Source organism: Nitratireductor sp. XY-223 (assembly GCF_004959855.1).
Classification (GTDB): Bacteria; Pseudomonadota; Alphaproteobacteria; order Rhizobiales; family Rhizobiaceae; genus Hoeflea_A.
This window is the reverse complement of the sequence record NZ_SPNT01000010.1, coordinates 74,529-98,433: the sequence shown is the minus strand read 5'-3', so window position 1 is coordinate 98,433 and position 23,905 is coordinate 74,529. Positions and strand designations below refer to the sequence as shown.

At 60.5% G+C, this 23,905-nt stretch carries 23 protein-coding genes; 19 read left to right on the top strand and 4 right to left on the bottom strand.

The window, feature by feature from the left end; all coding sequences use genetic code 11:
- Positions 1 to 906 (top strand): ABC transporter substrate-binding protein (locus tag E4M07_RS24550; protein ID WP_169054377.1); only part of this gene is annotated, 906 nt, incomplete at its 5' end.
- A 12-nt stretch (positions 907 to 918) separates the two neighbouring features.
- Here E4M07_RS24550 and E4M07_RS24545 read toward each other — a convergent pair.
- Positions 919 to 1,668, bottom strand: a complete 750-nt coding sequence (locus E4M07_RS24545) for an FCD domain-containing protein (RefSeq protein WP_206057390.1) — start codon at positions 1,666 to 1,668, stop codon at positions 919 to 921.
- A gap of 128 nt (positions 1,669 to 1,796) precedes the next feature.
- The gene (locus E4M07_RS24540) at positions 1,797 to 3,152 is read right to left on the bottom strand and encodes an NAD(P)/FAD-dependent oxidoreductase (protein ID WP_136661059.1); all 1,356 of its coding nucleotides are present in this window, start codon (positions 3,150 to 3,152) and stop codon (positions 1,797 to 1,799) included.
- 283 nt (positions 3,153 to 3,435) lie between these two features.
- On the opposite strand from E4M07_RS24540, the gene E4M07_RS24535 reads away from it, so the two are divergent.
- From E4M07_RS24535 to E4M07_RS24510, 6 genes are all read left to right on the top strand, one after another.
- The gene (locus tag E4M07_RS24535; RefSeq protein WP_136661058.1) at positions 3,436 to 4,740 is read left to right on the top strand and encodes an ABC transporter substrate-binding protein; all 1,305 of its coding nucleotides are present in this window, start codon (positions 3,436 to 3,438) and stop codon (positions 4,738 to 4,740) included.
- 127 nt (positions 4,741 to 4,867) lie between these two features.
- Positions 4,868 to 5,734, top strand: a complete 867-nt coding sequence (locus E4M07_RS24530; RefSeq protein WP_136661057.1) for a branched-chain amino acid ABC transporter permease — start codon at positions 4,868 to 4,870, stop codon at positions 5,732 to 5,734.
- Positions 5,727 to 6,728, top strand: coding sequence for a branched-chain amino acid ABC transporter permease (locus tag E4M07_RS24525; protein ID WP_206057389.1), 1,002 nt, complete (start codon positions 5,727 to 5,729; stop codon positions 6,726 to 6,728). The genes E4M07_RS24530 and E4M07_RS24525 overlap by 8 nt, the downstream gene beginning before the upstream one ends.
- Positions 6,725 to 7,495, top strand: coding sequence for an ABC transporter ATP-binding protein (locus E4M07_RS24520; protein ID WP_136661056.1), 771 nt, complete (start codon positions 6,725 to 6,727; stop codon positions 7,493 to 7,495). The genes E4M07_RS24525 and E4M07_RS24520 overlap by 4 nt, the downstream gene beginning before the upstream one ends.
- Positions 7,485 to 8,192: an ABC transporter ATP-binding protein gene (locus tag E4M07_RS24515; protein ID WP_136661055.1), complete on the top strand. Its 708-nt coding sequence runs from the start codon at positions 7,485 to 7,487 to the stop codon at positions 8,190 to 8,192. Before E4M07_RS24520 ends, E4M07_RS24515 begins: the two co-directional genes overlap by 11 nt.
- The gene (locus E4M07_RS24510) at positions 8,182 to 8,766 is read left to right on the top strand and encodes a hypothetical protein (protein ID WP_136661054.1); all 585 of its coding nucleotides are present in this window, start codon (positions 8,182 to 8,184) and stop codon (positions 8,764 to 8,766) included. The genes E4M07_RS24515 and E4M07_RS24510 overlap by 11 nt, the downstream gene beginning before the upstream one ends.
- A 44-nt stretch (positions 8,767 to 8,810) precedes the next feature.
- Here the strand turns inward: E4M07_RS24510 and E4M07_RS24505 are convergent, their stop codons facing one another.
- Positions 8,811 to 9,464: a TetR family transcriptional regulator C-terminal domain-containing protein gene (locus E4M07_RS24505; RefSeq protein WP_136661053.1), complete on the bottom strand. Its 654-nt coding sequence runs from the start codon at positions 9,462 to 9,464 to the stop codon at positions 8,811 to 8,813.
- Between the two features lie 217 nt (positions 9,465 to 9,681).
- On the opposite strand from E4M07_RS24505, the gene E4M07_RS24500 reads away from it, so the two are divergent.
- The 8 genes from E4M07_RS24500 to E4M07_RS24465 all read left to right on the top strand — a co-directional run bounded on the left by E4M07_RS24500 (position 9,682) and on the right by E4M07_RS24465 (position 18,104).
- Complete coding sequence (locus E4M07_RS24500; protein WP_136661052.1) at positions 9,682 to 10,530, top strand: uracil-DNA glycosylase; 849 nt, start codon at positions 9,682 to 9,684, stop codon at positions 10,528 to 10,530.
- A 4-nt stretch (positions 10,531 to 10,534) separates the two neighbouring features.
- Entirely contained in the window at positions 10,535 to 12,166 is a 1,632-nt protein-coding gene (locus E4M07_RS24495) for a choline dehydrogenase (protein WP_136661051.1), read from the top strand.
- A complete protein-coding gene (locus tag E4M07_RS24490) occupies positions 12,163 to 12,501 on the top strand; it encodes an NIPSNAP family protein (RefSeq protein ID WP_136661050.1) in 339 nt (112 codons plus the stop codon). The genes E4M07_RS24495 and E4M07_RS24490 overlap by 4 nt, the downstream gene beginning before the upstream one ends.
- A gap of 75 nt (positions 12,502 to 12,576) precedes the next feature.
- The gene (locus E4M07_RS24485; protein WP_136661049.1) at positions 12,577 to 13,647 is read left to right on the top strand and encodes a BMP family ABC transporter substrate-binding protein; all 1,071 of its coding nucleotides are present in this window, start codon (positions 12,577 to 12,579) and stop codon (positions 13,645 to 13,647) included.
- A 29-nt stretch (positions 13,648 to 13,676) separates the two neighbouring features.
- The gene (locus E4M07_RS24480) at positions 13,677 to 15,233 is read left to right on the top strand and encodes an ATP-binding cassette domain-containing protein (protein ID WP_136661048.1); all 1,557 of its coding nucleotides are present in this window, start codon (positions 13,677 to 13,679) and stop codon (positions 15,231 to 15,233) included.
- Positions 15,233 to 16,276, top strand: coding sequence for an ABC transporter permease (locus E4M07_RS24475; RefSeq protein ID WP_246660586.1), 1,044 nt, complete (start codon positions 15,233 to 15,235; stop codon positions 16,274 to 16,276). Before E4M07_RS24480 ends, E4M07_RS24475 begins: the two co-directional genes overlap by 1 nt.
- Positions 16,261 to 17,154, top strand: a complete 894-nt coding sequence (locus tag E4M07_RS24470; protein ID WP_136661046.1) for an ABC transporter permease — start codon at positions 16,261 to 16,263, stop codon at positions 17,152 to 17,154. Before E4M07_RS24475 ends, E4M07_RS24470 begins: the two co-directional genes overlap by 16 nt.
- The gene (locus tag E4M07_RS24465; RefSeq protein WP_136661045.1) at positions 17,151 to 18,104 is read left to right on the top strand and encodes a nucleoside hydrolase; all 954 of its coding nucleotides are present in this window, start codon (positions 17,151 to 17,153) and stop codon (positions 18,102 to 18,104) included. Before E4M07_RS24470 ends, E4M07_RS24465 begins: the two co-directional genes overlap by 4 nt.
- A 138-nt stretch (positions 18,105 to 18,242) precedes the next feature.
- On the opposite strand, the gene E4M07_RS24460 is transcribed toward E4M07_RS24465, so the two are convergent.
- Positions 18,243 to 19,136, bottom strand: coding sequence for a LysR family transcriptional regulator (locus E4M07_RS24460; RefSeq protein WP_136661044.1), 894 nt, complete (start codon positions 19,134 to 19,136; stop codon positions 18,243 to 18,245).
- A gap of 95 nt (positions 19,137 to 19,231) precedes the next feature.
- Here E4M07_RS24460 and E4M07_RS24455 point away from each other — a divergent pair, with 95 nt between their 5' ends.
- From E4M07_RS24455 to E4M07_RS24440, 4 genes are read left to right on the top strand one after another with little or no spacing between them, the layout of a single operon-like run.
- The gene (locus E4M07_RS24455; RefSeq protein WP_348640535.1) at positions 19,232 to 20,839 is read left to right on the top strand and encodes a sulfatase; all 1,608 of its coding nucleotides are present in this window, start codon (positions 19,232 to 19,234) and stop codon (positions 20,837 to 20,839) included.
- 19 nt (positions 20,840 to 20,858) lie between these two features.
- On the top strand, positions 20,859 to 21,860 hold the full coding sequence (locus E4M07_RS24450; RefSeq protein WP_206057388.1) for a tripartite tricarboxylate transporter substrate-binding protein: 1,002 nt from the start codon (positions 20,859 to 20,861) through the stop codon (positions 21,858 to 21,860).
- A gap of 11 nt (positions 21,861 to 21,871) precedes the next feature.
- Complete coding sequence (locus E4M07_RS24445) at positions 21,872 to 22,372, top strand: tripartite tricarboxylate transporter TctB family protein (RefSeq protein WP_136661043.1); 501 nt, start codon at positions 21,872 to 21,874, stop codon at positions 22,370 to 22,372.
- Positions 22,373 to 22,376: 4 nt separating this feature from the next.
- On the top strand, positions 22,377 to 23,882 hold the full coding sequence (locus E4M07_RS24440; RefSeq protein ID WP_136661042.1) for a tripartite tricarboxylate transporter permease: 1,506 nt from the start codon (positions 22,377 to 22,379) through the stop codon (positions 23,880 to 23,882).
- Positions 23,883 to 23,905: the final 23 nt, after the last annotated feature.

The window sequence follows — 23,905 nt, the reverse complement described above, 5'->3', positions numbered from 1 at the left end:
TCCACAGACATGGCGCAGGATCGGGCGACAGCAACCAGGTTGACGACATGGCGCAGGCCGCCTAATCATGAAACCGCAACGCTGCCCGTTCCTTTTTCAACAGAGAACGGGACATCCCCGCCGTCGATCGCCACCTATCGCGCCGCGTTCGAAGCGGCGGGGATCGCAATCGTGCGCGAGGTGTTTTTTCCAGCACTCAATCCGGACATTTCGTCGATTGTCTCCGGCATGCTGGCCGAAAATCCGGATATATTGTGCTGGGATACGGCCTATGAGCCATTTGTTCATGCGCTGACCGAGGAGGCCTTCCGGCAGGGGTTCCAGGGACAGATCATTTCGTGCACCGCGGACAATTACAGGACGCTGATCGAGCATACCAGCAAGGAGTTCATGGAGGGCTTCGTCTTCCAGTTTCCGGATTTCGACGATCCCACGCTCAACGCACCCGGCGTCAACTTCAACCGGCCAAACGCCTTCTTCAAGGAATATTCCGCGCGTTTTCCCGGGACATGGAGCGCCGTTTCATGGGAATACGTTTCGATCCTTTCCCTGTGGCGCCAGGCGATCGAACTGGCGGGCACGGTGGAGCCCGTTTCGGTGTTGACTGCCATGAAAGCCGGCGGAAGGGGTGCCCACGCCTTCGGCGATGCCGAGTGGTGGGGGCGCGAATTGTTCGGTATCGACAATGCGCTGGTGGGCCCGTGGCCGGTTGTCGCCATACGCGACGGCAAGGCCCGCATCCAGGAATTCCGCTCCACCATCGAGTGGTGCAAGGCGCACGGGGACCTGCTCGAGCGACACATGCGCGCTCTGGGTCAGATGTGGGACCAGCGCGCGGTGCCGACGACACAGGACCGGGAAATCGAACCGCGCCAGCTTTCCCGGGAACGCCTGCCGCAGACGTAGCTCGGATACGCCCTAGTCTTCCTGCAACAGCCGCCGTTGCTCGTCGACCAGGTGGAGCTTGACGATCTCCACCGCATTTTCGATGTCACGCAGGGCAATGGCATTGTAGAGGGAATTGTAGCGCCGCTGATACTGCTCGATGCGTTTGGGCGACAAGTGGCGCTTTTGCTGGGCGGTCCGCAAATTGTGCTGGCGAACTTCCATGATCAGTTCATAGCAGGCGATAAGCAGCGGATTGCCGGTGCCGCGCGCGACAAGGAGATGAAACTCGTCCTCAAGGCGCGAATAGGCGCCCGCGTCCGTTCTGATCGCCTCCATGCGCATGAGCACGTCGCCGAGCGCCTCTATGGCGCGCGGCGCCATGTTGATTATGGCGAGCCGCACCATTTCCGGTTCGATTATGCCGCGCATGATCTGAAGCTGCAGGGGGCTGGTTGCCTCGGAAACCTGGTGGCTTTCGTCGGAGGAGGCCGGCATCACATCGTTTTGCAGCTGGTGGCTCTTGTAGATCACGAAGCTGCCACTGCCGGCCCGGCGGTTGATGACGTTGTGCGCCTCAAGCAGGTTCAGCGCCTCGCGAACGGTATTGCGCGCAACGCCCAGTTCCGCAGCAAGATTTCGTTCGGCGGGAAGGCGGGAGTCCGCCGGGTACTCCTCGGTATTGATCCTGGCAAACAGCGTTTCCACCACGACGCGTACCGTGCTCGGGATCGATTGGTCGCCGAACAAAGCCGCTGCCGTTTCGTCGCTCGCGTCGTTCAAGCTGTTCTCTTTCCTGGCCCGCATTCCGCAATTAAACAGTGTCTTTGGCTTTGCCGCATCAAAAAAAGGGCCGGATGGCTCCGGCCCAAGTTGCTAGCACAAGTTTCTTTAGGGAGGTAGTGTGGTCGCTAAGCCGTCTCCAGCTCGACCTGCAAATAGCTTTCCAGCGAATCGTCCAGGGCATCTTTCCACGGCGTGTGGTGCGGCGGGGCCATCGAGCCGGTCATCACCGACCGGTAGCTGTTGTTGCGAAAGCCCATGATGTTTTCCTTCTTGTGTTTCTTCCACTGGAAGAACGCCTCGTTTGCGCCCGCAATATCGAAGCTCGGATAGTCCGTCTCGGCGATAAGCTCGCCGGTATAGGCACCCTGGTACTCGATGCAGCCGTAGTCATCCTCAAGGGCGTCTTCGGCGGCAATGCGCGCTTCCACATCGGCGGCCCTGGCCTCGCGATCGGGCACTTCAATGCGGCCCATGATGATGTCGCGCACGTACCAGGCCTGTGCGTCGAACATGTTGAAGGTGTACCACTGGTCCTGCATGCCCAGGTAAAAGAGCCTGGGATTGTCCACCCAGACAACGCCCTTATACAGGTCTGCTGTCGCCAGCCGGTTTGCCGTGCGCAGCTTCAGTTCCTCCTGCATGAAGGGGAAATGGTGCACGTAGCCGGTGCACAGGATTATGGCGTCCACGTCCGTGGTCGTGCCGTCCTTGAAGGTGCAGGTGTTTCCGACCACCTTCTGAAGCAGCGGAACCTCTTTCCAGTTGTCGGGCCAGTCGAAACCCATCGGCGCGGTCCGGTAGGAAACGGTGACCGACCTGCAGCCGTATTTCCAGCATTGCGAGCCGATATCCTCGGCCGAGTAAGACGTGCCGACGATCAGGATGTCCTTGTCCTTGAATTCCAGCGCGTCGCGGAAATCATGGGCGTGCAGCACCCTTCCGTTGAACGTGGTGAAGCCCTCGAAATGCGGCACGTTTGGCGTGGAAAAGTGGCCCGAAGCGACAACGACGTGGTCAAATTCCTCGGAATACTCGCGGTCGTTGACAAGGTCGTGCGCGGTGACGGTGAATTTGTTTGAACCCTCGTCAAAGGTTACCCGGCGCACCGGCGTGCGGAACCTGATCCACTTGCGCACGTCCGCCTTCTTCACGCGGCCCTCGATATAGTCGAACAACACGCTGCGCGGCGGATAAGACGCGATCTGCTTGCCGAAATGTTCCTCGAAGGTGTAGTCGGCGAATTCCAGCCCCTCCTTGGGGCCGTTGGACCACAAATAGCGGTACATCGAACAATGCACGGGCTCGCCGTATTCGTCGGTTCCGGTACGCCAGGTGTAGTTCCACAGCCCGCCCCAGTCTTCCTGCTTTTCAAAGCAGACGATTTCCGGAATGTCCGCACCCTTCCGGGCGGCTGACTGGAATGCCCGAAGCTGTGCCAATCCGGACGGACCGGCCCCGACTACCGCCACGCGTTTTGTCATGTGTCTAACCCTCCGTTTGGTGGCCGGAACCTCGTTTGTCCTGACCGCTGGCATTTTTTGGTTCAGTCCAATTTACATGCCAATTGAACCAATGCAAGTCCAAATTGACGTATTGGTTCAAATATGCCATGATTGGCTCGCAAATTGGTATAAAATTGGCCTAGTTATCGCAGACTTCGTTATCACTTGCGGTCGGCTGGAGGAGCGCCGCCGCAAATTCGAGAATGTTCCGTCAACGATCAAAAATTCTGGCTTTACAGATATTTGCCAGGGAGGGATACACATGAGACTGACTTCCACGCCGCGCCGTATCAGCCGCCGCGAACTCTTGCTCACAAGCTCCGCCGCCGTCACCATGCTGGCGACCACAGGCGCACCGAAATTTGCTTTCGGCGCCGACAAGACCGTCAAGATCGGCTTTCTGGCCCCGCTTACCGGAGCGGTCGCGGCCTGGGGCAAACCCGGGCTGGACGGCTGCCAGATCTGGAGCGACCGGGTGAACAACGCCGGCGGCATCGAGATCGGCGGTGACCGCTACAAGGTCGAATTCATTGCCTATGACAATGAATACGATCCGGGAAAGGCCCGAACCGGTGCTGCCAAGCTGATCAAGGAAGACGGCGTCAAGTTCATCATGATGCTGGGCGGCGACACCTGGCCCGGCGTGCAGCCGATGGCGGAGCGCGAAGGCATGCTGGTCTCAACCTTGCTGCCATCCGATCTGACCCCGGACACCAAGACCCTTATCGCGCCCTGCGAGGTCCATCCGATATACAATGTCACCGGTGTTCAATGGCTGGCGGAAAACAAGCCGGACATGAAAACCGCGGTTATCTGCGCGCAGGACGATGCCCTCGGCAAGCCGTCGGTCGCAACCTATCTGGCAGCCTTCGAGGCTGCGGGCATCGATGTGATTGACGAGCCGCTGTTCTTCGATCCCGCGACAACGGATTTTGCTCCGGTGATGACCAGGCTGCTGTCGGGCAAGCCGGACATCCTGTGCCTCGATACCTGCTATGCCGACTACGTGCATCCGCTGTGCGAACAGGCTTTCCAGCAGGGCTTCCAGGGCACCATCATTTCCTGCACCGCGGATTTTTATCCGAAGATCATCGAAAAGACCTCCAAGGAGTTCATGGAGGGATTTGTCTTCCAGTTCCCCGATTTCGATGACCCGGCGCTCAACGACGCAAATGTCAATTTCTCCAAGCCGAACGAGTTTTTCCAGGAATATGCCAACCGCTTCGGCGAATCGGAATGGAGCGCGGTTTCCTGGGAATACGCCTCCATCATGGACCTGTGGGCGGATGCCGCGAGCAAGGCCGGTTCCATCGAGCCGGGCGATGTGCTTGCCGCCATGAAATCCAGCGGCAAGGGCAAACATGCATTCGGTGACGCCGACTGGTGGGGCGAAGAGCTTTTCGGCATCGACAACGCCCTGGTCGGCAACTGGCCGGTGGTGGTGATTGAAAACGGCAAGGCCGTGATCAAGGAGTACAAGTCCATACCGGACTGGTGGAACCAGCACAGCGATCTGGTGATCAAGCACTTCCGGGCGCTCGGCCAGATGTGGGATCAGCGCGGCTGATCTTCAGCCTTGCCCCGCCGCTCCATTCCCGTTTGCAAGAGGGAAGGGGGCGGCGGACCGGTGAGGGGGCGCCGCGCGACCTGTCGCGGCGGGCTCTGAACACCAGCAAAAGCGGTTCTCCCCGATCATGACAGAAATCATCCTGCAGACGACGCTCAATGCGGTCTATGCCGCCAGCTACATGTCGCTCATCGCCGTCGGGCTTGTGCTCATCTTCGGCGTGATGGGCGTAATCAATTTTGCCCATGGTGAACTCTATATGGCCGGCGCCTACACCGTGGTTGCGCTCTACTCCCATCTGAACTTTCCGTTCTTGATCGCAGTCGCGGCGGGACTTGCCTTCGTCGGGCTCCTGGGCATCTTGATGGAGTATTCGCTTTTCCGTCCGCTTCGCGACAATCCGCTGGGCGGCCTCATCGCATCGATCGGCTTCCTGCTGATGCTGCAGACGGCGGCGGTACTGGGTTTCGGCGTGCGGATGGCCCACATCAAGCCGCCGATCCAGGGCAAGATTGAGTTGCTGGGAGCCGTGCTGACCTATCAGCGCTTCCTTGTGATTGCGGCCGCGATCTTATTGCTGACGGGGCTCTACCTGTTCCTGCGCAAGACAAAGATCGGCTGGGCCATGCGGGCGTGCGCGCAGGACAGGGAGGCGGCGGCCCTGCAGGGGATATCGCTGAACCAGATCACCCGGATCGCCATGTTCATCGGCGCAAGCCTGGCGGGCGTTGCCGGTGCGCTGACTGCGCCCCTCGTCAGCCCGACCCCTTACATGGGCCATTCCGTCATTGTCACGGCCTTCATCATCATCATCGTCGGCGGCATCGGACATCTTGAAGGAGCCGTCGTCGCCGCGGTGCTCTACGCTTTCGTGCACACATTCGTCACCACCTTTTATGACGGAGTGGTGGCCGATATCGTCGGCCTCGTCCTGATGCTTCTGGTGCTTGTGATCAAACCGACGGGATTGTTTGGAGCCAGAGAACGTGCGTGAGGACATCAGCAAGATCTCGAAGTGGGGCCTCGGCCTGGTGTTCCTGGCGGCGCTTTTGGTGCTGCCCCAGGTGTTGTCCTATTCGCAGCGGGAAATTGCCGTGCTGCTGGTCATCAACGTCCTGCTGGTGGCGTCCTACCGGTTGATGACATTGACGGGCGAATGGTCCCTCGGCCACGTGGTCATCATGGGCGTCGGCGCCTATGCCAGCGCCCTGTTCGCCAAGCGCCTCGGCGTGCCGGTCCCCGTCTCGATGTTCCTCGGCGCATCGACCGCAGGCCTCGCCGCAGCGGTTCTGAGCTTCCCGCTGTTTCGGATGAAGGGGTTTTATTTCCTTATCGGTTCATTCGCTGCCGGAGAGGTGATCCGTCTCGTCTGGAAATACTTTTCAACGCCGTTTGGCGGCCCGAAAGGCATCAAGCTCATCCCCGGCTTCCCGGATATCGGGCCGATCTCGATGTTCGAGCCGGAGAACTACTACTATCTGTGCCTCGCCGTGGTGTCGCTCAGCCTGTTTATCCTTTATCGCATCGAGCAATCGCGTATCGGCCTCACCTTCCATGCCATCCACTGGCAGGACAAGCTGGCCGAATCCGTGGGCGTGGGCACCTTCCGGTATCGCATGCTGGCCTTCGTTCTGGCGTCCTTTTTCGCTGGCCTTTCCGGCGCGCTTTACGCGCATTATATCGGCACGATCAATCCGACCCGCTTCGACGTCGAGGAGATGGTGTTCGTGCTGATCTGGGCCATTGTCGGCGGCACAAACACCTTTTTCGGCCCGATCATCGGCGTGGTGGCGCTGACCATCATCAACGAGATCATCCTGCGGTCGCTGGGCTTCGACAGTGCCCGGCCGATGATCTACGGCGCCCTTTTGATCCTCTCGGTGCTGTTCCTTCCTAAAGGGCTGGAGGGCGTGGTGCAAAAGGCCGGGCGCATCTTCAAGGCACGCAAGGCGCCTGAGCCGACTGTGCGCAGGGAGCAGAACGCATGAGCCAGCCGATCCTTGAGGTGTGCGATCTTTGCCGCTCCTTCGGCGGCCTAAAGGCTGTCCACAATCTGAACTTCGCGGTCGAACCGCAGACCATCCATGGCCTGATCGGCCCCAACGGCGCCGGCAAGACCACCACTTTCAATGTTATCAGCGGCTTCTACGCACCCAGCAGCGGCAAGGTTGTCTACCAGGGCCGCGATGTCTCCGGCATGAAGACGTCGAAGCTCGCCGAAATCGGGCTGATCCGGACGTTTCAGGGTACCACGCTGTTTCAGGAATTTTCGGTAATCGACAATGTGCGCATCGGTTGCCACAACTCCGCACGGTCGGGGTTTTTCAGCCGCATCACCGGCATGGACCGGGCTGTCGAGACAGCCGCGCTGGACAAGGCCCACGAGCTGCTGGCGTTTTTCGGCCTGTCCGAAATCGCAAACGAACCTGCAGCCAGTCTGCCGCACGGTCACCAAAGAGCACTGGGAATGGCCGTCGCGCTTGCAGCCGACCCCAAGATCATTCTGCTCGATGAGCCGTTCACGGGCATGAACCCGGATGAGACCGCCCGCATGATGGAACTGGTGCGCGATGTGCGCCGGCGGGGCATCACCGTCATGCTGGTGGAGCATGACATGAAGGCCGTCATGGGATTGTGCGACGTCATCACGGTGATGAATTTCGGATCGCGTCTGGTGGAAGGAACGCCGGATGCGGTGCGCAATGATCCCAAAGTCATTGAAGCCTATCTGGGACGTGCGATCGATGCTGCTTGAAATTCGCGACATTCAGGTCCACTACAACGGCGTTGCTGCGCTGAAGAGGGTCTCCATCGAGGTACCCGTCGACGGGATCGTCACGATCATCGGTGCCAACGGCGCCGGCAAGAGCACCACGCTCAGGGCGGTCTCGGGACTGACCGCCATAAGCAGCGGCGAAATATGGTTCGACGGCGCGCGCATCGATACACTGCCGCCGGACAAGGTCGTCGCACGCGGCATTGCCCAGGTGCCGGAAGGACGGCGCATATTTCCGGACCTGACGGTTGAGGAAAATCTGCGCACCGGCGCTTACCTGCGGACCGATGCGGCTGCCGTGGAGCGCGATCTGGACGGTATTTTTGTGCGCTTTCCCCGCCTGAAGGAGCGTCGCCGCCAGTGGGCCAAGACGCTGTCGGGCGGCGAGCAGCAGATGGTGGCGATCGGCCGCGCCCTGATGGCCAAACCACGCCTGCTTCTGCTTGATGAGCCATCCATGGGCCTGGCTCCGGTGGTCATTCTGGAGATTGCCCGGATCATCAAGGAAATTGTGGCAAACGGCGTGCCCGTCGTCCTGGTCGAACAGAATGCGGAACTGGCTCTGGGGCTCGCCAACTATGCCTATGTGCTGGAAACGGGTACCGTCTCGCTGCACGGCGCATCAAGGGACTTGCACGAGAACGAACATGTGAAGAGGGCCTATCTTGGTGTCTGAAAAGTGGGAACTGAACGATCTGCTGCAGGCCGGCTGGAGCCCGTCTGATCTGGAATGGGAGCAAGCCGCCGAGGCTTACGCGAAATCGGGCGTTGAGGGCGATGCACAACGCGCCCGGGAAAGTGCCGGGCTTGCCTTGCGCATAGCCCGGGAGGCATTTCGGCCCGGAGATCCGCGGCTGGCAACGTCGGTGGCCAACCAGGCCCAGTGCATTGCCCCGACCGACGGCGCTCTGGCAGAAAAGTTGCTGCACGAAGCCTGTTTGCTGTGGCAGGCCTGCGGACCGTGGATCGACGCCATGCAGGCCCCGCGCGTTGCCCGGTCCTCCATGTTCCACATGCGCATGGAACAACGCCATCGGGACACGTATCGTGAGAATTGGCGCAGCAAATGGCACGGTATGTCGGAGAAAGCCATGGCGAAAATTTCCGATACGGATTTTGTCGAAACCAGTAATGCCAACACGGCCAAGGACGCTTGGGAGCAATGGCAGCGCGAACGACCGGCCATGCTCAACGACACGCGAAAACTGATGGCAGCCGTCTATCTTCTTCTCCCGGGCCTGAAAGGCTGAAAATCATTCAGACCGATGGCCGGAAGCCGCGTCTTACTTCTCCCTCACGTGTCCGAGGGTCTGATGACGCCCTTTACAACAACTTCAACGATCGTGTTCCGGGCGTTTTCGAAATCGGCCAAATTGAGCCGGCCCTTTTCAAGGGTGGCCGCGGTCACGGCCGCAAAATCAGCGTAGAACTGCGTTGTTGCCCACAGCATGATCAAAAAATGGTTCGGGTCGATGGGCGCCATCTTGCCCTGGTCGATCCAGCCTTGAATGACGGCGGCGCGCTCGCGCGTAATGTCCCGCATATGGCGTTTCTGGCGCCGCGATAGGAACTGTCCGCCGCGCAGCATCTCGTTGGCAAAAAACCGCGATTCGGGAACATGTTTGCGCGAGTATTCGAGTTTGGCCGTCACATAGTCGGCAAGCGCTTCCGCTGGCTCTCGCTCGGCACTGATGTGCTCAAGTGCCCGGTCCCAACCTGCCAGCAGTTCCTCAATCAGCCGCGTGTAGATGGCCTCCTTGGTGGCGAAGTAATAGTAGACATTGGCCTTCGGCAGCGCACTGACGTCTGCGATTTCGGCGATCCGTGTACCGTCGAAGCCCTTGCGCGAGAACAGTTCGACAGCGGCACTGAGGATTTTTTTCTCGTTGCGTGCGCGAATACGCTCTTCCGTATTGACCTTCGCAACCGGCCTCTTCGCTTCCGTCATGCCTTCAGATTACTCCAGTTTGCAGATTCCGGCAGATGAGCCCCGCCACTCGGGTGCGAGACCTTACAATGCACATACACCCTTCCTCGCCACGTTCCAAGCGCGCCGCCGGGCGAACTCCAATTTTCTGACGTTTCGGTCAGTTTTTTTCACATAAAACTTGACGCTTTGGTCAGGATTTGACAAGCTTTGCCCTGGCGACGGGAGGCGCCGTTCAATGCCGGTCAGGCTGGTCGATGCACTCAGGGAGACTCTGTCGGGTTGGCACGATGACCTGCCCGCGGCATGGCGCGCAGTGCTGGAAGACACGGAACTTGACCTCGACGGCTGCGATCCCGACCTGATGCTGGAACATTGGGAGCCGATCTTTCCCGCACGCAAACGCAATGCCTTTCCCGGTGCACCTGAAGGTGCCCACATGCTGCGCGCCTTCGACGACATAGGCCCGCAGGACGTGCGGTGCGTCATCCTCGGCCAGGACCCTTATCCCGAGCCCGGCTTTGCTACCGGTCGCGCCTTCGAATGCGGCAATGTCGCCGCATGGCGCGAACTCGACAAGATGTTCTCAAAGAGTGTCCGGGCCTTTATGCAGCTTATTTGCGCAGCCCGCACAGGCAAACCCGAATACGCACATTCCTTCGACCATTGGCCAACGCTGCTTGCCGACATCGAGGCCGGGCTGGTCGAGCTTGAGGCACCGGCCGACATCGCCGGGTGTTGGATCGACAGCGGTGTGCTCCTGTTGAATGCGTCTCTTACCCTGTCGCGGTTCAGCGTCCGGACGGATCCGCACCAATCCCGCGGTCACCTGCCGGTGTGGCGACCGTTGATGTGCGGTGTTCTGCGGCATCTCGCGCGGTCCGGACGCCCCGTCGTTTTCATGACGTTTGGCGATGCGGCGGCGGAATGCCTTGAGGCGGCGGAACTCGGTCGCATCGAACCGCCCGTCTTCCTGATCAGCCGCCCGCATCCGGCGGACGCGGAGGCCATTCTTGATCTCGAAAATCCCTTTCTTGCCTGCAATGACTTCCTCGAAGCGGCAGGCGAGCGGCCTGTTGACTGGTGACCCGATGAGCGAGTCCAAAACATACGACTACATTATCGTCGGAGCGGGTTCGGCAGGCTGCGTCATCGCCAACCGGCTTTCGCAGAACCCGGACAACAGCGTGTTGCTGCTTGAGGCAGGCAGCAAAGACCGCAACCCGCTGTTCCGCCTGCCGATGCTGATGGGCAAGCTTTTCCAGTCAGGCATTTACAACTGGCATTATCACACGGAACCGCAGCCGCATCTCAACGGACGGTCGCTCTATTGGCCGCGCGGCAAGGTGCTTGGCGGATCGTCGACGATAAACGGCATGATCTACGTGCGCGGCAACCGTCGCGACTACGACCGGTGGGCGCAACTCGGACTGGCGGGCTGGTCCTATGACGAAGTCCTGCCTTCCTTCCTGCGCTCGGAGGGGCACATCCAGCGCAAGGACGATTATCACAACGACGGCGGGGAACTGACCGTCTGCCGGGCGCGCGGCAACAACAGCCTTCACGAAGTCTTCGTCGAAGCCGGCACGCAGGCCGGCCATCCGCGCAATGACGATTTCAATGGCGCGGAGCAGGAGGGTTTCGGAAGATTCGATTTCACCATCCGCAAGGGCAAACGCTGGTCGACATCGTCCGCATTCCTCAAGCCTGTCATGAGCCGCCGAAATCTGACAATCGAGACCGGCGCGCTGACTCACAGGATCCTTGTCGAAAGCGGTCGTGCCGTAGGCGTCGAATTCTCGCAGGGAGGCGAATTCCGCACAGCCCGCGCAGATGGCGAGGTTATTGTGTCGGCCGGTACGGTCAACTCGCCGCAACTCATGCTGCTTTCCGGCATCGGGCCGGCGGACGAACTGTCCGAACACGATATCGATACGGTCCTCGACCTGCCCGGCGTCGGCAAGAACCTGCAGGACCACGTGGACTGCGTGATGTCCTGGGAGTGCCTTAAACCTGTGACCCTTTACGGCGACCTGCGCGCCGACAAGCTGGCCTGGTCGCTTGTCGAGGGCATGCTGTTCGGCCGCGGCACCGTCACCACCTTCCCCTATGAAGCGGGCGCCTTCATGAAGTCGCACACCGGTCTTGCCTCCCCGGATATCCAGCTGCACTTCATGCCGGCGCTCGAGAAAACGGCAAATCTGCATTTCCCGAATCCGTTCAAGAAAAGGCCGGTGGAAGCCGATCACGGTTTCACACTGCGCGTCGGCCCGGTCAATCCCGAAAGCCGTGGCGAAATAAAGCTCAAGTCGCCCAATCCCGATGACGCGCCACGCATTCATGCCAACTATCTGCAATCCGAGTTTGATCTGCGTACCATGATTTCCGGCATCCGCATGACCCGCGATGTGATCGGCCAGAAAGCGTTCGATCCCTATCGCGGCAAGGAACTGGCGCCAGGACCCGATGTCGCCACCGACGACGACATGACGAAGTGGCTGCGCGCCACCGCCATGACGACGTTCCATCCGGTCGGCACCTGCAAGATGGGCACCGACCCCATGGCTGTCGTGGACGAACGATTGTGCGTGCACGGTATCGACGGCCTGCGGATCGCGGATGCCTCCATCATGCCGATCATCGCGAGCGGAAACACCAATGCTCCGGCAATCATGATCGGCGAAAAGGCCGCCGAGTTCATTTTGGAGGATCGACAGAAATGATCATCGAACACCGAACCTACACATTCAGGCCCGGCACGATCGATCGCTGGCTCAACAAATACGGCGAGGAAGGCCTGCCGGTTCAGAAGCGGCACCTGAACCGCTTTATGGGTCTCTACACCAGCGAAATCGGCCGTCTGCACACCAGCGTGCTGATCTGGGCCTATGACAGCCTGGCCGACCGGGAAGCACGCCGTGCTGCCATGTACGCGGACCCCGATTGGCAAAAATTCATTTCCGAGGTCTGGTCGCTGGATGCCATCCAGAGCCAGGACGTGATGATCATGAATCCGGCACCGTTCTCTCCCGGTGTCGAACAAAATGAGGGCGCCTGATCAGGCGTCGAAACCGGGGAGACGCTGTCGGTCGAGGAAGCGATCGGCGGTCTACATAGCAGGAGGAATGTACAGATGTCTGATTACAAACGGATTGCTGCCGCGATTGGCGCCGCTCGATGCGACCGGAGGCTTTTCCTGAAATCAACTGCGGGGATCGTGGCACTGGGCGCTGCCGGCGCACTTGTCACGCCGAAGGCAACTGCGCAAACCGGCCTTGTCGCGCTTGTTCACACACAGGCCGCCGGCGACGCCGGTCCTGTCGATTCCATGATCTCGAAACTCAAACTGCTGGCCGAAGAAAGAGGCCTGCAAACCCGCGAGGTCTACGCTCAGGATCCGGCAACCTACGAGACCATCTTTCGCACGCTTGGCGACGCCGGCGCGGCGGTGGTGATCTCCACCTTCAACGAGGTGGCCGAGCCTTTCAAGGCGGTCGCGCCGGCCTACCCGGACACCAAGTGGATCCAGCTTTTCGGCGATCCGTTCGATCCCCCGATCCCGAACGTGGTGACGGTCTCCTATGACTATTATCTCGGCTGTTACCTGTCGGGCATCTTCGCCGGCCATGTCAGCAAAACCGGAAAGATCGGTTTCATCGGCGGCATCTCGATTCCGCCGATCAATGCCGATTTCAATGCCTTGAAGGCAGGGGTGCTTTCGGTCAGGCCCGATGCGACGGTTACCGCCGCTTTCGCAGGTTCGTTCCAGGATCCGGCAAAGGGTCAGGAAATCGCTACGCAGATGTTCAGCGACGGTATCGACTATATTCAGACCGACGCTGCGGCGACCGATTTCGGCATCATCACGGCTGCCAATGAGGCAGAAGGCAGAATGGTCAGCGCGCTCGATCCGGCGCAGTTCCCGCTCGGCCCGAGTTCCCTGATTTCAATTGTCGGACTCGACTTCGGTGTTTCCCTCTACAATGAAACCCAGAAGGCGCTGGGCAGTGACTGGCAGGGGGGGACGCATGTTTCGACCGGCATCGGCACCGGTGTGATCGATTTCATCCTTTCACCGGTATTCCAGGAAAAGGGCCCGGCCGATGTCATTGCCAAGTCGAAGGAGGTGTGGCCGACAATCGAGAAGGCAAAGGCCGGCATTCTCGACGGTTCCGTGAAGGTGCCGTTCAATACCGTGCTTTAGAGGAGCGACGACTGCAAGATCAGACAACAATGGAGAGCGATCACGAAACGCTCCTGAAGTGCCGGGAACTCACCGTTCGGTTCGGCGAGGTAACGGCGCTTCAGGACGTTGACGTCAGCCTGGAGGCAAACAGGATCCACGCCGTTGTGGGGCAGAACGGCGCGGGCAAGACCACCTTTGCCCGTGTCGTCGCCGGTCTCGTCAGGCCGGACAAGGGCGAGGTCAGGATGAATGGCTCCGCGATTGCGCCGGGCAACGTCGCCGCATCGCGCCATTCCGGCATTGAACTGGTCCACCAGAGCTTTGCGTTGCCCCCGTCCTTCACGGTTGCGGAAGCAATGCAGTTCGGCGCCGATGGGGGCGGACTGTACTCGCGAAGTGCGCTGGAGAGGCGCTGGCAATCCCATCTCGACAAGCTGGATATCCAGGTCAAGGCAGGTCAGCGCATCCGCGATCTGCCGATCGAATCGCAGCAGGCCGTCGAAATAGCGCGTGCACTGGTTTCCGACGCAAAGCTGCTCATTCTCGATGAACCGACGGCCGTGCTTTCACCGGAGGGTGCGGCCAGACTGTTCGATCAGGTAAGGCATTTGCGCGACCGCGGCGTGACCGTGGTTCTGATCCTTCACAAAATCCGCGAGGTGCTCGCAGTCGCCGAGACCGTTACGGTCCTGCGCGGAGGGTTGTGTGTGGCCGGCCCCCTGGAAACCGCGCAGATCGATTCCGAGCGGTTGTCGGAGTTGATCATCGGTTCATCGTCGGACGAACTGGACGACGAAGACCGGGCGGCGCTTACCGGAGCGGCAACGCCCGCTCACCTCCATGCCGCGCAGACATCTGAGGGAATACCGGTTCTTGAGTTGAAAAACGTCTCAACCCGGCGAGACAGCGACGGGCCGGGCCTTGATTCGATCGAACTTTCGATCCGGCCCGGCGAGATCGTCGGCATCGCCGGTGTCGAGGGCAATGGCCAGCGCACGCTGGTGCGCACGATCGCAGGTCTTTCGCACGTTTCCGAAGGAACCGTCGGCCTCAACGGCAGCGACGTAACGCAGCAGAGCCTCGCTGACCGGCGTTCGGCGGGATTGCGTATCATACCCTTCGAACGCAATGTCGAGGGCCTCAGCCTCAACAGCCCGTTGTGGGAGAACTGGTCGGCTCTCGGCCTGCTCCGCAAGCCGCTTTTCGCAATGATCAGCCCCGGTGGTTTTCGCCGAGACTGTATCGGGGCGCTCGAAAGTTGGGACGTTGTCTATGCGGACATCAACCAGCGGGCGGGTTCGCTGTCCGGCGGCAATGCCCAGAAACTGATCCTTTCCCGCGAGATCGATGAAGCCGCCAAACTGGTCATCGCCGCTCAACCGACGAGAGGGCTGGACATCGGCGCAACGGCTTTCGTGTGGGACGCGCTTCGCGCCGCGCGGGCGCGCGGCTGCGGCATCCTGTTCGTCTCATCGGATCTCGACGAGATCTTTGATATTTCCGACCGGGTCGCCGTGATGGTATCCGGACACATACAGGCGGTATTCGAGCCGCCCTTCGAAATCGGCCGCGTCGGGGCCGCCATGACCGGTGCGGTGCAGTGATGGAAAGCATCCTGTCCGGCCTGCGCGCCGCCGTGTTCATCGTCATCGCCCTGCTTCTGTGCGGCGTTATTTTCGAGATTGCCGGATATTCCGCACCGCTGATGTTTGAATCGATCCTTGACGGCGCGTTCCTGCGCAGGGGGGCCCTGGAACAGGCACTGCGATGGGCGCTGCCCCTGTTCATTACGGCGCTGGGCGTCGTCATTTCGTTTCGGGCCGGCTACTTCAATATCGGCGGACAGGGCCAGTTCTACATGGGAGCGATCGCCGCAGCATTTGTCGCCGAATGGCTGAAAGGCTCACCGGCTGCCCTGGTGATCCCCGCCTGTTTTGTCGCGGGCATGGCCGGCGGAGCATTATGGGCGCTCTGGCCGGGCATATTGCGCATCAAATCGGGGGCAGATGAGGTCATCACCACGCTCATGGGCAACTTCATCGCCGCTTTCGTCCTTGTCTACGTGACGGCCGGACCGCTCAAGGATCCGTCCGGATCCGGCCAACAGGCATCCAGCCGGCCCCTCGACGCGGCCTATCGCATCAGCAATTCGCTCGGGCTGTCGCCGACAATCATCATTATCGCCGTTCTGGCCGGTGTTCTCGTCTGGGCTCTGTTGAACAGAACAAGCTTCGGCATATTGGCCGGCCTTTCAGGTCGAAATCCTACGATGGTCGAGTGGCAGGGTGCCCGGGTCTGGCGGATCGGCCTGGCGAGCTTCCTGATCAGCGGCGCGCTCGCGGGCCTCGCCGGAACCATCGAGTTGATGGGCCCGAACGGACGGCTTGCCGGCGGTTTCCTGCCCGGCCACGGCTTCACCGCGATCCTGATCGCACTGGTGGCGAACCTGTCGGTGCTGGGAACGGCGGTCGCGGCACTGTTCTTTGGCGGCCTCGCCTCGGCGGCACTGTTCCTGCCGATCCTCGCGGGCCTGCCGTCCGCGGCCATCGACATTATCAACGCGGCAATCTCTTTGTTCATAACGGCAAAGTCCGGTTTCATAGACCGGGTTGCAAGACTTGGAAAAGGGCAATGGACGAAATCCTGATCGCCACTTTACGCTCGGGTACGCCGCTCGTTTATGCGGCGCTCGCCGGCGTTATCGCACAGCGGGCCGGAATCTGGCATCTCGGGCTTGAGGGGCTGATGATCGCGGGTGCCTGTGCAACCATTGTCGGCATTGTCCTGACCCAATCGGTGCTCCTTGCGCTGATCATCGCCATCGCTGTGTGCATGCTCGGATCGGCCTTGCTGTGGCTGGTGGTGGAAAAACTGAAGGCCAACCAGATTATTGCGGGTCTTGGCCTTACGGGGCTGGGATTGGGTGGAACGACGCTGGCCGTGCAATCCATATTCGGCACGCAGGCCGCCGTCAGCGCGCCGTTCGGATTGCCGAAGATCGGTCCGGCATTCGGACCGTTCGAGTCGCTCTCCATTCTCGCCTTGCTGATGCCTGTCATCGTCTTCCTGGTCTGGGTCATGCTGAGGCGAACGCGGTTCGGGCTGCGGCTTGCGGCCTCCGGAGAACACCCGTTTGCAGCCAGGAGCGCCGGCGTCAATCCATCGACGATGCGGCTTGCCGCACTGCTGATCGGTGGCGTGTTGTGTGCCCTGGCAGGCGCCGAACTCGCTGCCGGAAGCTTGAACATATTTGCCCAGAACATGACTGCGGGACGGGGCTTCATGGGGTTCGCCGCCGCCATATTCGGAGCCGGACATCCGATCGGAGCGGCTTGCGCGGCCATGTTTTTCGCCGTCGTCGGTGCAATGGGCATTCGCGCCCAGATCGTGTTCGGTGATCACATTCCGCACGAGCTTCTTCTCAGCCTGCCCTATATCGCCACCGTTATCGGCATATGGCTGAGTGCAAGGCTGCGCGGCGGAACCAAAGCCCTGACCGGTTTCGGGGAGTTGAGAGACCAATGACAGGGCGGCAGAAACGCAACCTCATCATATTGACGGATCCGGGACAGGATCAGGCTGCTGCCATTTTCATGATCCTTGGTGCTTCCGAGGCATTCAATGTCAAAGGCATCGTGGCGACAGCGGGAAACATCGACCTTTCCCATACGGTGAACAACTGTCTGAAGCTGCTGGAGTTGGCCGGTCGCTCGGACATTCCGGTCTATGCGGGCAGCCCGCGGCCTATTCTACGCGACCTGACGACAGCGGAACATGTCCACGGGCCGACAGGCCTGGACGGTGTTGAACTGCCTGAGCCGAAATCCCGGCCGGCACCTGGCAGCGGTGTGGCCTTCATTATCGATACGATACGCCGGGCTGACCCCGGTGAAATCACGATCTGTTCGCTGTCTCCGCTGACCAATCTCGCGCTGGCGCTGGTCCAGGCGCCCGATATCGCGCCAAAGATAAACAGCATCGTTGCAATGGCCGGTGCCTATTTCGAGGTCGGCAATATCACGCCGACTGCCGAGTTCAATGTCTATGTCGATCCCGAGGCCGCGCAAATCGTGCTCGGTTCCGGTGTCCCGGTCACCCTTTTGCCGCTCGATGTGACGCATCAGATGCTGTCGACCCGCGAACGCCTGAATGCGATGCGCGCCATCGGAAATCGCTGCGGCCCAGCGCTCGCCGATATGTTGACCTTTTCGGAGCGCTTCGATCTGGACAAATATGGCTGGGAGGGCGCGCCACTGCACGGGCCGTGCGTTCCTGCCTACATGCTTGATTCGGAGATCTTTTCAGGCCGGCACATCAATGTGTCGGTTGAACGCGGCAGCCCGCTTACACTCGGAATGACGGTTGCGGATTGGTGGCAGATTACGGACCGACCAAAGAACGCATTTTACGTGCGTAGCGGAGATGCTGTCCGGTACTATCAGCTCCTGCAGGATTGCCTGAAGCGCCTGCCTTGAACGGCTTTGCAAGGGGTGTCAGTGAAAAACTAGCCAATTTGTTTTTGCAGCGAACGCCGGCATTCCCCCGCGGCCGACCCGTCAGGAATGCCGCTGAGACCGCCTTTTCGGAACCGCGGGCCGGGAATGACGGTGGCGCTATGGCGCAATTCCGGTGTTATCCAACGCGTCGAGCAGGACCCTGATCGCCGGATAGCCCAGCGAACTCTTGCGCACGTGAACGCCGGCATCGCGCCGTTGCATTCCGCCGGCGACGGGCCTGATCTCCAGCCCGTGCGCCTTGATCACGCTTTCCAGCTGAAGCGGTGCGGACATGACGAAATTGCCCTGGGAGACCAGCTCGAGGCCGGTGAAAAATGAGGTCGTCCGGACCTTCACGTTCACCGTGTCGGTCTCTTCGGGAAGATAGAAATCGCTGATCGCCTTTTCGGTCTCGGGATCGTCCGTATAGATCACCCAGGATGCCCCGGTGAAATGCGCCGGGGTCACGAATTGCTGGCTCTCGGCCATGTGGCCGCGCTTGAAGACGACGCCGTGTTCGATCTCGATGATCGGCTTCAGGTGGATGGACTCATCGACGTCATCCGGCTCGATCATTCCGAGAACGACGTCCAGGCTGCCTTCGATCAGCATCGGGATCGTGCGCACATTGGCATCTGTCTGAAGGTCCAGGTCAAGGTGCGGGAAGCGGTCGGACAATATCTTGAACAGCGGCGCGATGAAGCGCATGTGAAACAGCGGTCCGGCGCCGACCCGCAGGACGGACAGGCCCGCGGCGCCGATCGCGCCCACCTTTTCAAGACTTGTCCTGTATTCGGCTTCGATCGTTTTCGCGTGTTCGAGAAACACCTTGCCGGCCGGGGTCAGCTTCATTCCCCGCCTGTGGCGTTCGAACAGCCGCGCGCCGAATTCCTCCTCGAGGCTGGCAAGCCGCTTGGTGACCGATGGCTGAGTCAGGGCCAGGAGATCGCTGGCCCTGGTGATGTTCTGCGTCTCGGCGACGGCCAGAAAGGCCTGGAGGTTTCGATCCATATGAAATTCATATTTTTTATCGATACAGTCGAATTATCAATTTTACAGAATATCAATATCCGTGCAAGCATCTGCGGATCACGGCAGGGAGGTGCATGGTGAGGACGGTGTTTGTATTGTTCGATTCGCTCAATCGCCGGGCCATTGGCGCCTATGGCGGATCAGCTTTGCGCACGCCCAACTTCGACCGCTTCGCCGCGAAAGCCGTGGTCTTCGACAACAACTATGTCGGCAGTCTGCCGTGCATGCCGGCGCGCCGGGACATTCACACCGGGCGCCTCAACTACATGCACCGGACCTGGGGGCCGCTGGAGCCGTTCGACGACTCATTTGCCAGGATCCTCAGCAGGAACGGTGTCTATACCCATCTGATTTCGGATCACCTGCACTATTTCGAGGACGGCGGCTGGGGCTATGCCAACGCCTTCGATAGCTGGGATTTCATTCGCGGTCAGGAATACGATGCGGTCAAGGCGCTGGTCCAGCCGCCGATCGCGCGCTACCGCGAGATGTTCGATGGCCGCCACTATCCGATGGGCGACCTTGAAGACGCCACCGCGATCACGCGGGGCACAACGGCGAAGATGGCCTGGAAGAAATCCCGGGGCGCCATCAATCAGGTCTTTCTCGAGGAGGAGCAGGATTTCCCCACGGCCAAGTGCTTCGCTTCGGCCTTCGAGTTCCTCGATCTCAATTCGGAAGCGGACAACTGGTTCCTGCAGCTTGAGTGCTTCGATCCGCACGAACCCTTCGTCGCGCCCGAGCGTTTCCGCGATGCCTATGCCAGCGGCTACAAGGGCAAGATCCTCAACTGGCCGATGTATGAACAATCAACCGGTTCCGAAGAGGAGATCGCCGAGATCCGCGGAAACTATGCGGCGCTCGTGGCCATGTGCGACGAGTATTTCGGCAAGCTGCTTGACTATTTCGACACGAACGGCCTTTGGGACGATACCTGCCTTGTGCTGACCACCGATCACGGTTTCCTGCTGTCCGAACATGACTGGTGGGGCAAGAACCGCATGCCCTACTACGAAGAGATCTCGCATATACCGCTGATGATATGGCACCCGCGGCACAGCGCCCAGGCCGGGCAGCGCCGCGCCAGCCTGACGCAAACGCCGGACCTGATGCCGACGTTCCTTGATTTTCACGAATGCGCAGCTCCACCGAGCGTGACCGGCGTGTCCCTCGTCCCTCTTTTGGGCGGGGACACACCGGTCCGCGACTCGCTGACATTCGGCATGTTCGCGGGACCCGTCGGCGTCACGGACGGGAAATACAGCTACTTCCGGTATCCGGTAGAGAACGATCCGAAACAACTCAGCCTGTACACGCTGATGCCCATGCACCTGGCGGAGCAGTTCTCCGTGGAGGAGCTGAAATCCGCCAAGCTCGTCGAAGGCTTCGACTTTATGAAGGGGGCACCGGTTCTCAAGGTGCCGCTGAGCGTGGAACGCACACAGGTGGGCATGGACGGGCAGACATTGGGCGCCTTTTCGACCGCGCTCTTCGATCTCGACGAGGATCCGGGGCAGTCGCGTCCCATTCGCAACGACACGGTCGAGGACATGTTCACCGCGGCAATCTTCAAGGACTTCGCGCGCCACGATGCGCCGCAGGAGCTTTACTCGTACTTTGGATTGGGTCGTCCGGAGTCGGGTTCCAGGAGCAACGAACAATTCGTAGCCAGGATGGAATGACCCATGTAGGGAGGAGCAGATGATGAAATTCAACCCCATAAAGACCGGTCTCGCAGTCGCGGTCAGCCTGATGATCGGCGCCGGTGCAGCGCTGGCGGAGTTTCCCGAAAGGACGATTGAACTCATTCATCCATGGTCGCCGGGCAACGCGATGTCCGTGTCGCAGATCATCGCGAAGGCGATGTCCGACGAGCTGGGCGTCGCCCTGCCGGTCATCTCGACACCCGGCGCCGCCGGCACCAAGGGCATGATCACCGCCATGGGCCGCCCCGCCGACGGATACACCATCATGGACGGCTATGTCGCGCCCCTGGTGCTCCAGCCGGTGCTCGGCAATGCCGACTGGACCTACGCGGACTACAAGCCGCTGCATGCCGCGGTATCCAACGCTTTCGCCATTGGCGGACGGCCGGACGAAACGCGCTGGTCGAACTTCGAGGAGATGATGGCCTACGGAAAGGCAAATCCCGGCAAACTCCGCTACTCGTCCGGTTCGCGCAACAACCTGCCGCATATGGTGATTGCCAAAGTGCTCCAGTCCTATGGCGTCGTCGCCCAGAACATTCCGTATTCGGCCGATGGAAACGCCGTGAAGGACCTGAAGTCGGGCGTGCTGGACTTTTCATTCATCAATGTCGGCAACTACAAGCAGGATCCGAGCGCCTTCAATATCATGCTTGTTCTTTCGGAGCTTCCGGGCGCCAAGGCGTCCTATGACGGTGCGCCCAGTATCGTCGATCTGAACGTCGACCTCGGGCTTTCCGGCCTGGCGCCCATGGGCTGGACCTGGTGGATCGTTCACCGCGACACCCCGGACGACGTGACGGAAAAGCTCCGCACGGCCATGACCGCGGCCATGAAGCGTCCGGATGTGCGGGAAGCCATCGAAGCGGTCGGATTCGTTCCGCTCGACTGGGATCACACCCAGTATGAGGAAATCGTCGGACCCGTCTCGGGGCAGCTTGGCGCCATGGGCAACGCGCTGGCGTGGGAAGAAGAAGAGCTCAAGAAGCTGAAATAGGAACCGGGACCGTGGTCATACGCAGGAAACATCTGAATGTCCTCGTGACGTTGTTTTTCGCGGTCGTGATCGCGGTCGTGTTCCAGCAAATCGCCACCGACATGGCTGAACAGGGGATCGCCTCCGGCGGTCCCTACGACAATGCGGCGGCTTATCCAAGAACCATCGCTCTGCTGCTCGGCTTCCTGATCGTTCTCAAGATCGCGGTCGGCCTTGTGTTCAGGACGCCATCGACGGAACCGGACGAGGGCATCGAGGTTGCGTCACTTTCCAAACCGTTCCTGATGCTCGTGGTCTTCGCGGTCTATCTGAGTCTGCTCAGCTGGATCGGTTACCACATCGCGACGCCTCCGATGCTCCTGGCCGTCATGTATATTGCCGGTGTCCGCAACCCGGTCGCCCTGATTGCCCTGGCCCTCGGCATGTCGCTCTTCTTCGCGTTCATGTTCGAATTCTTCCTCAAGATCGTGCTTCCGGGCGGCGTCTTCCGCCTCGTGATCCCGTGGAGCTGACGCGATGATCGTTGATTCACTTGCCGACGGGTTCGCGCTGTTCCTGACACCCCTTGCCATCGGACTGACGCTGCTTGGTGTCCTGTTCGGGCTGCTCATCGGCGCGTTGCCAGGCCTCGGTCCGCTGATGGGTATCATCCTGATGCTTCCGGTGGTCATCGGCCTGCCGCCGGTCGCGGCGATGGGATTCCTCATCGCGATCTTTGTCGGCGGGTCCTGCGGCGGTTCCATATCGGCGATCCTGCTGCGCATTCCGGGAACGCCGTTGGCCGCGGCGACGCTGTTTGACGGCTTCCCCATGGCGCAGAAGGGGCGTGCCTCGGACGCCATCGGGATTGCCATATCGGCATCGGCCCTGGGCGGGCTGTTCGGCGGGATCGTGCTGATCATGGCGTCGCCGCTTCTGGCCAACTTCGCGGCAAATTTCGCGCCGCCCGAATACAGCATGCTGGCCATAACAGGCCTCATCGCGATATCCGTGATTTCCGGCGGATCGGTCATCAACGGCTTGATCGCCGGCTGCTTCGGGCTGCTGCTGGCGACCATCGGCACGGACGAGTTTTCAACCGGCTACCGGTTCACCTTCGGCTCCCATCACATGCTCAACGGGTTTCATATCGTCGCCGTCGTCGTCGGCCTGTTCGCGATATCCGAAATGGCGCATCAGATGATGGGCAAGGACATGCTCAAATCGCCCGATATCGATGTCGCGCGTCCGGGTCTAGGCACCATCATCTTGACCATGAAGCACTGGATCAACGTGCTGCGGTCGTCAACCATCGGCGCCTTCTTCGGCGCGCTTCCGGGCGCCGGCGGCGTGATCTCGTCGTTCACGTCCTATGCCGCCGCAAAGGCCCTTTCGAAAAGCGATGAAAAATACGGCGAGGGGGCCGAAGGGGGCGTCGTCGCCACCGAGGCGGCCAACAACGCGACCGTCGGCGGAACGCTGGTGCCGACGCTGGCGCTCGGCATTCCCGGTGACGCCTCCTCGGCCATGCTGCTCGGCGCGCTATTGATCCTCGGCATCATTCCGGGACCCGAGATGTTCGTGCACAACGGCGAGATTGTCGGCGGCATCTTCCTTGTCTACCTGGCCTCCAATGTCCTGCTGCTCTTTGTCGGGATCATGGTCACGCCGATGTTCGTCTACGTGCTGAAGATCCCGAAAAGCCACCTGGTGCCGATCGTGCTGCTGCTGTGCTCAATCGGAACGTTCGCGCTGCAGGCTTCGGTTTTCGACCTGATGGTGATGTTCGCCTTCGGGCTTATCGGCATATTGTTCCGGGCGACGAACATCCCCCTGGCACCGGTCGTCATCGGGATCATCCTCGGACCGCTCCTTGAGAACAATTTCCGGCGCTCGATGCTGATCTCGCAGGACGGGCTGTGGATCTTTGCCGAGCGCCCCGTATCGGCGGTCCTTGCCGTGATCAATGTGGTGCTGATAGCGGGCGCGGTCGTTTTGACGCTGCGGGGCTGGCGCAGGTCCCTGGCAAGCGCGGAAGCCTGAGCGGCGGTACAAAACGCCGGCGG

What these genes read in the sequence shown, in the direction of transcription:
- E4M07_RS24515 (WP_136661055.1), top strand. Translation starts at nt 7,485, where the DNA reads ATGCTGCTTGAAATTCGCGACATTCAGGTCCACTACAACGGCGTTGCT.
- E4M07_RS24490 (WP_136661050.1), top strand. Translation starts at nt 12,163, where the DNA reads ATGATCATCGAACACCGAACCTACACATTCAGGCCCGGCACGATCGAT.
- E4M07_RS24495 (WP_136661051.1), top strand. Translation starts at nt 10,535, where the DNA reads ATGAGCGAGTCCAAAACATACGACTACATTATCGTCGGAGCGGGTTCG.
- E4M07_RS24530 (WP_136661057.1), top strand. Translation starts at nt 4,868, where the DNA reads ATGACAGAAATCATCCTGCAGACGACGCTCAATGCGGTCTATGCCGCC.
- E4M07_RS24440 (WP_136661042.1), top strand. Translation starts at nt 22,377, where the DNA reads ATGATCGTTGATTCACTTGCCGACGGGTTCGCGCTGTTCCTGACACCC.
- E4M07_RS24505 (WP_136661053.1), bottom strand. Translation starts at nt 9,464, where the DNA reads ATGACGGAAGCGAAGAGGCCGGTTGCGAAGGTCAATACGGAAGAGCGT.
- E4M07_RS24540 (WP_136661059.1), bottom strand. Translation starts at nt 3,152, where the DNA reads ATGACAAAACGCGTGGCGGTAGTCGGGGCCGGTCCGTCCGGATTGGCA.
- E4M07_RS24470 (WP_136661046.1), top strand. Translation starts at nt 16,261, where the DNA reads ATGGACGAAATCCTGATCGCCACTTTACGCTCGGGTACGCCGCTCGTT.
- E4M07_RS24500 (WP_136661052.1), top strand. Translation starts at nt 9,682, where the DNA reads ATGCCGGTCAGGCTGGTCGATGCACTCAGGGAGACTCTGTCGGGTTGG.
- E4M07_RS24460 (WP_136661044.1), bottom strand. Translation starts at nt 19,136, where the DNA reads ATGGATCGAAACCTCCAGGCCTTTCTGGCCGTCGCCGAGACGCAGAAC.
- E4M07_RS24485 (WP_136661049.1), top strand. Translation starts at nt 12,577, where the DNA reads ATGTCTGATTACAAACGGATTGCTGCCGCGATTGGCGCCGCTCGATGC.
- E4M07_RS24475 (WP_246660586.1), top strand. Translation starts at nt 15,233, where the DNA reads ATGGAAAGCATCCTGTCCGGCCTGCGCGCCGCCGTGTTCATCGTCATC.
- E4M07_RS24535 (WP_136661058.1), top strand. Translation starts at nt 3,436, where the DNA reads ATGAGACTGACTTCCACGCCGCGCCGTATCAGCCGCCGCGAACTCTTG.
- E4M07_RS24450 (WP_206057388.1), top strand. Translation starts at nt 20,859, where the DNA reads ATGATGAAATTCAACCCCATAAAGACCGGTCTCGCAGTCGCGGTCAGC.
- E4M07_RS24520 (WP_136661056.1), top strand. Translation starts at nt 6,725, where the DNA reads ATGAGCCAGCCGATCCTTGAGGTGTGCGATCTTTGCCGCTCCTTCGGC.
- E4M07_RS24480 (WP_136661048.1), top strand. Translation starts at nt 13,677, where the DNA reads ATGGAGAGCGATCACGAAACGCTCCTGAAGTGCCGGGAACTCACCGTT.
- E4M07_RS24465 (WP_136661045.1), top strand. Translation starts at nt 17,151, where the DNA reads ATGACAGGGCGGCAGAAACGCAACCTCATCATATTGACGGATCCGGGA.
- E4M07_RS24455 (WP_348640535.1), top strand. Translation starts at nt 19,232, where the DNA reads ATGGTGAGGACGGTGTTTGTATTGTTCGATTCGCTCAATCGCCGGGCC.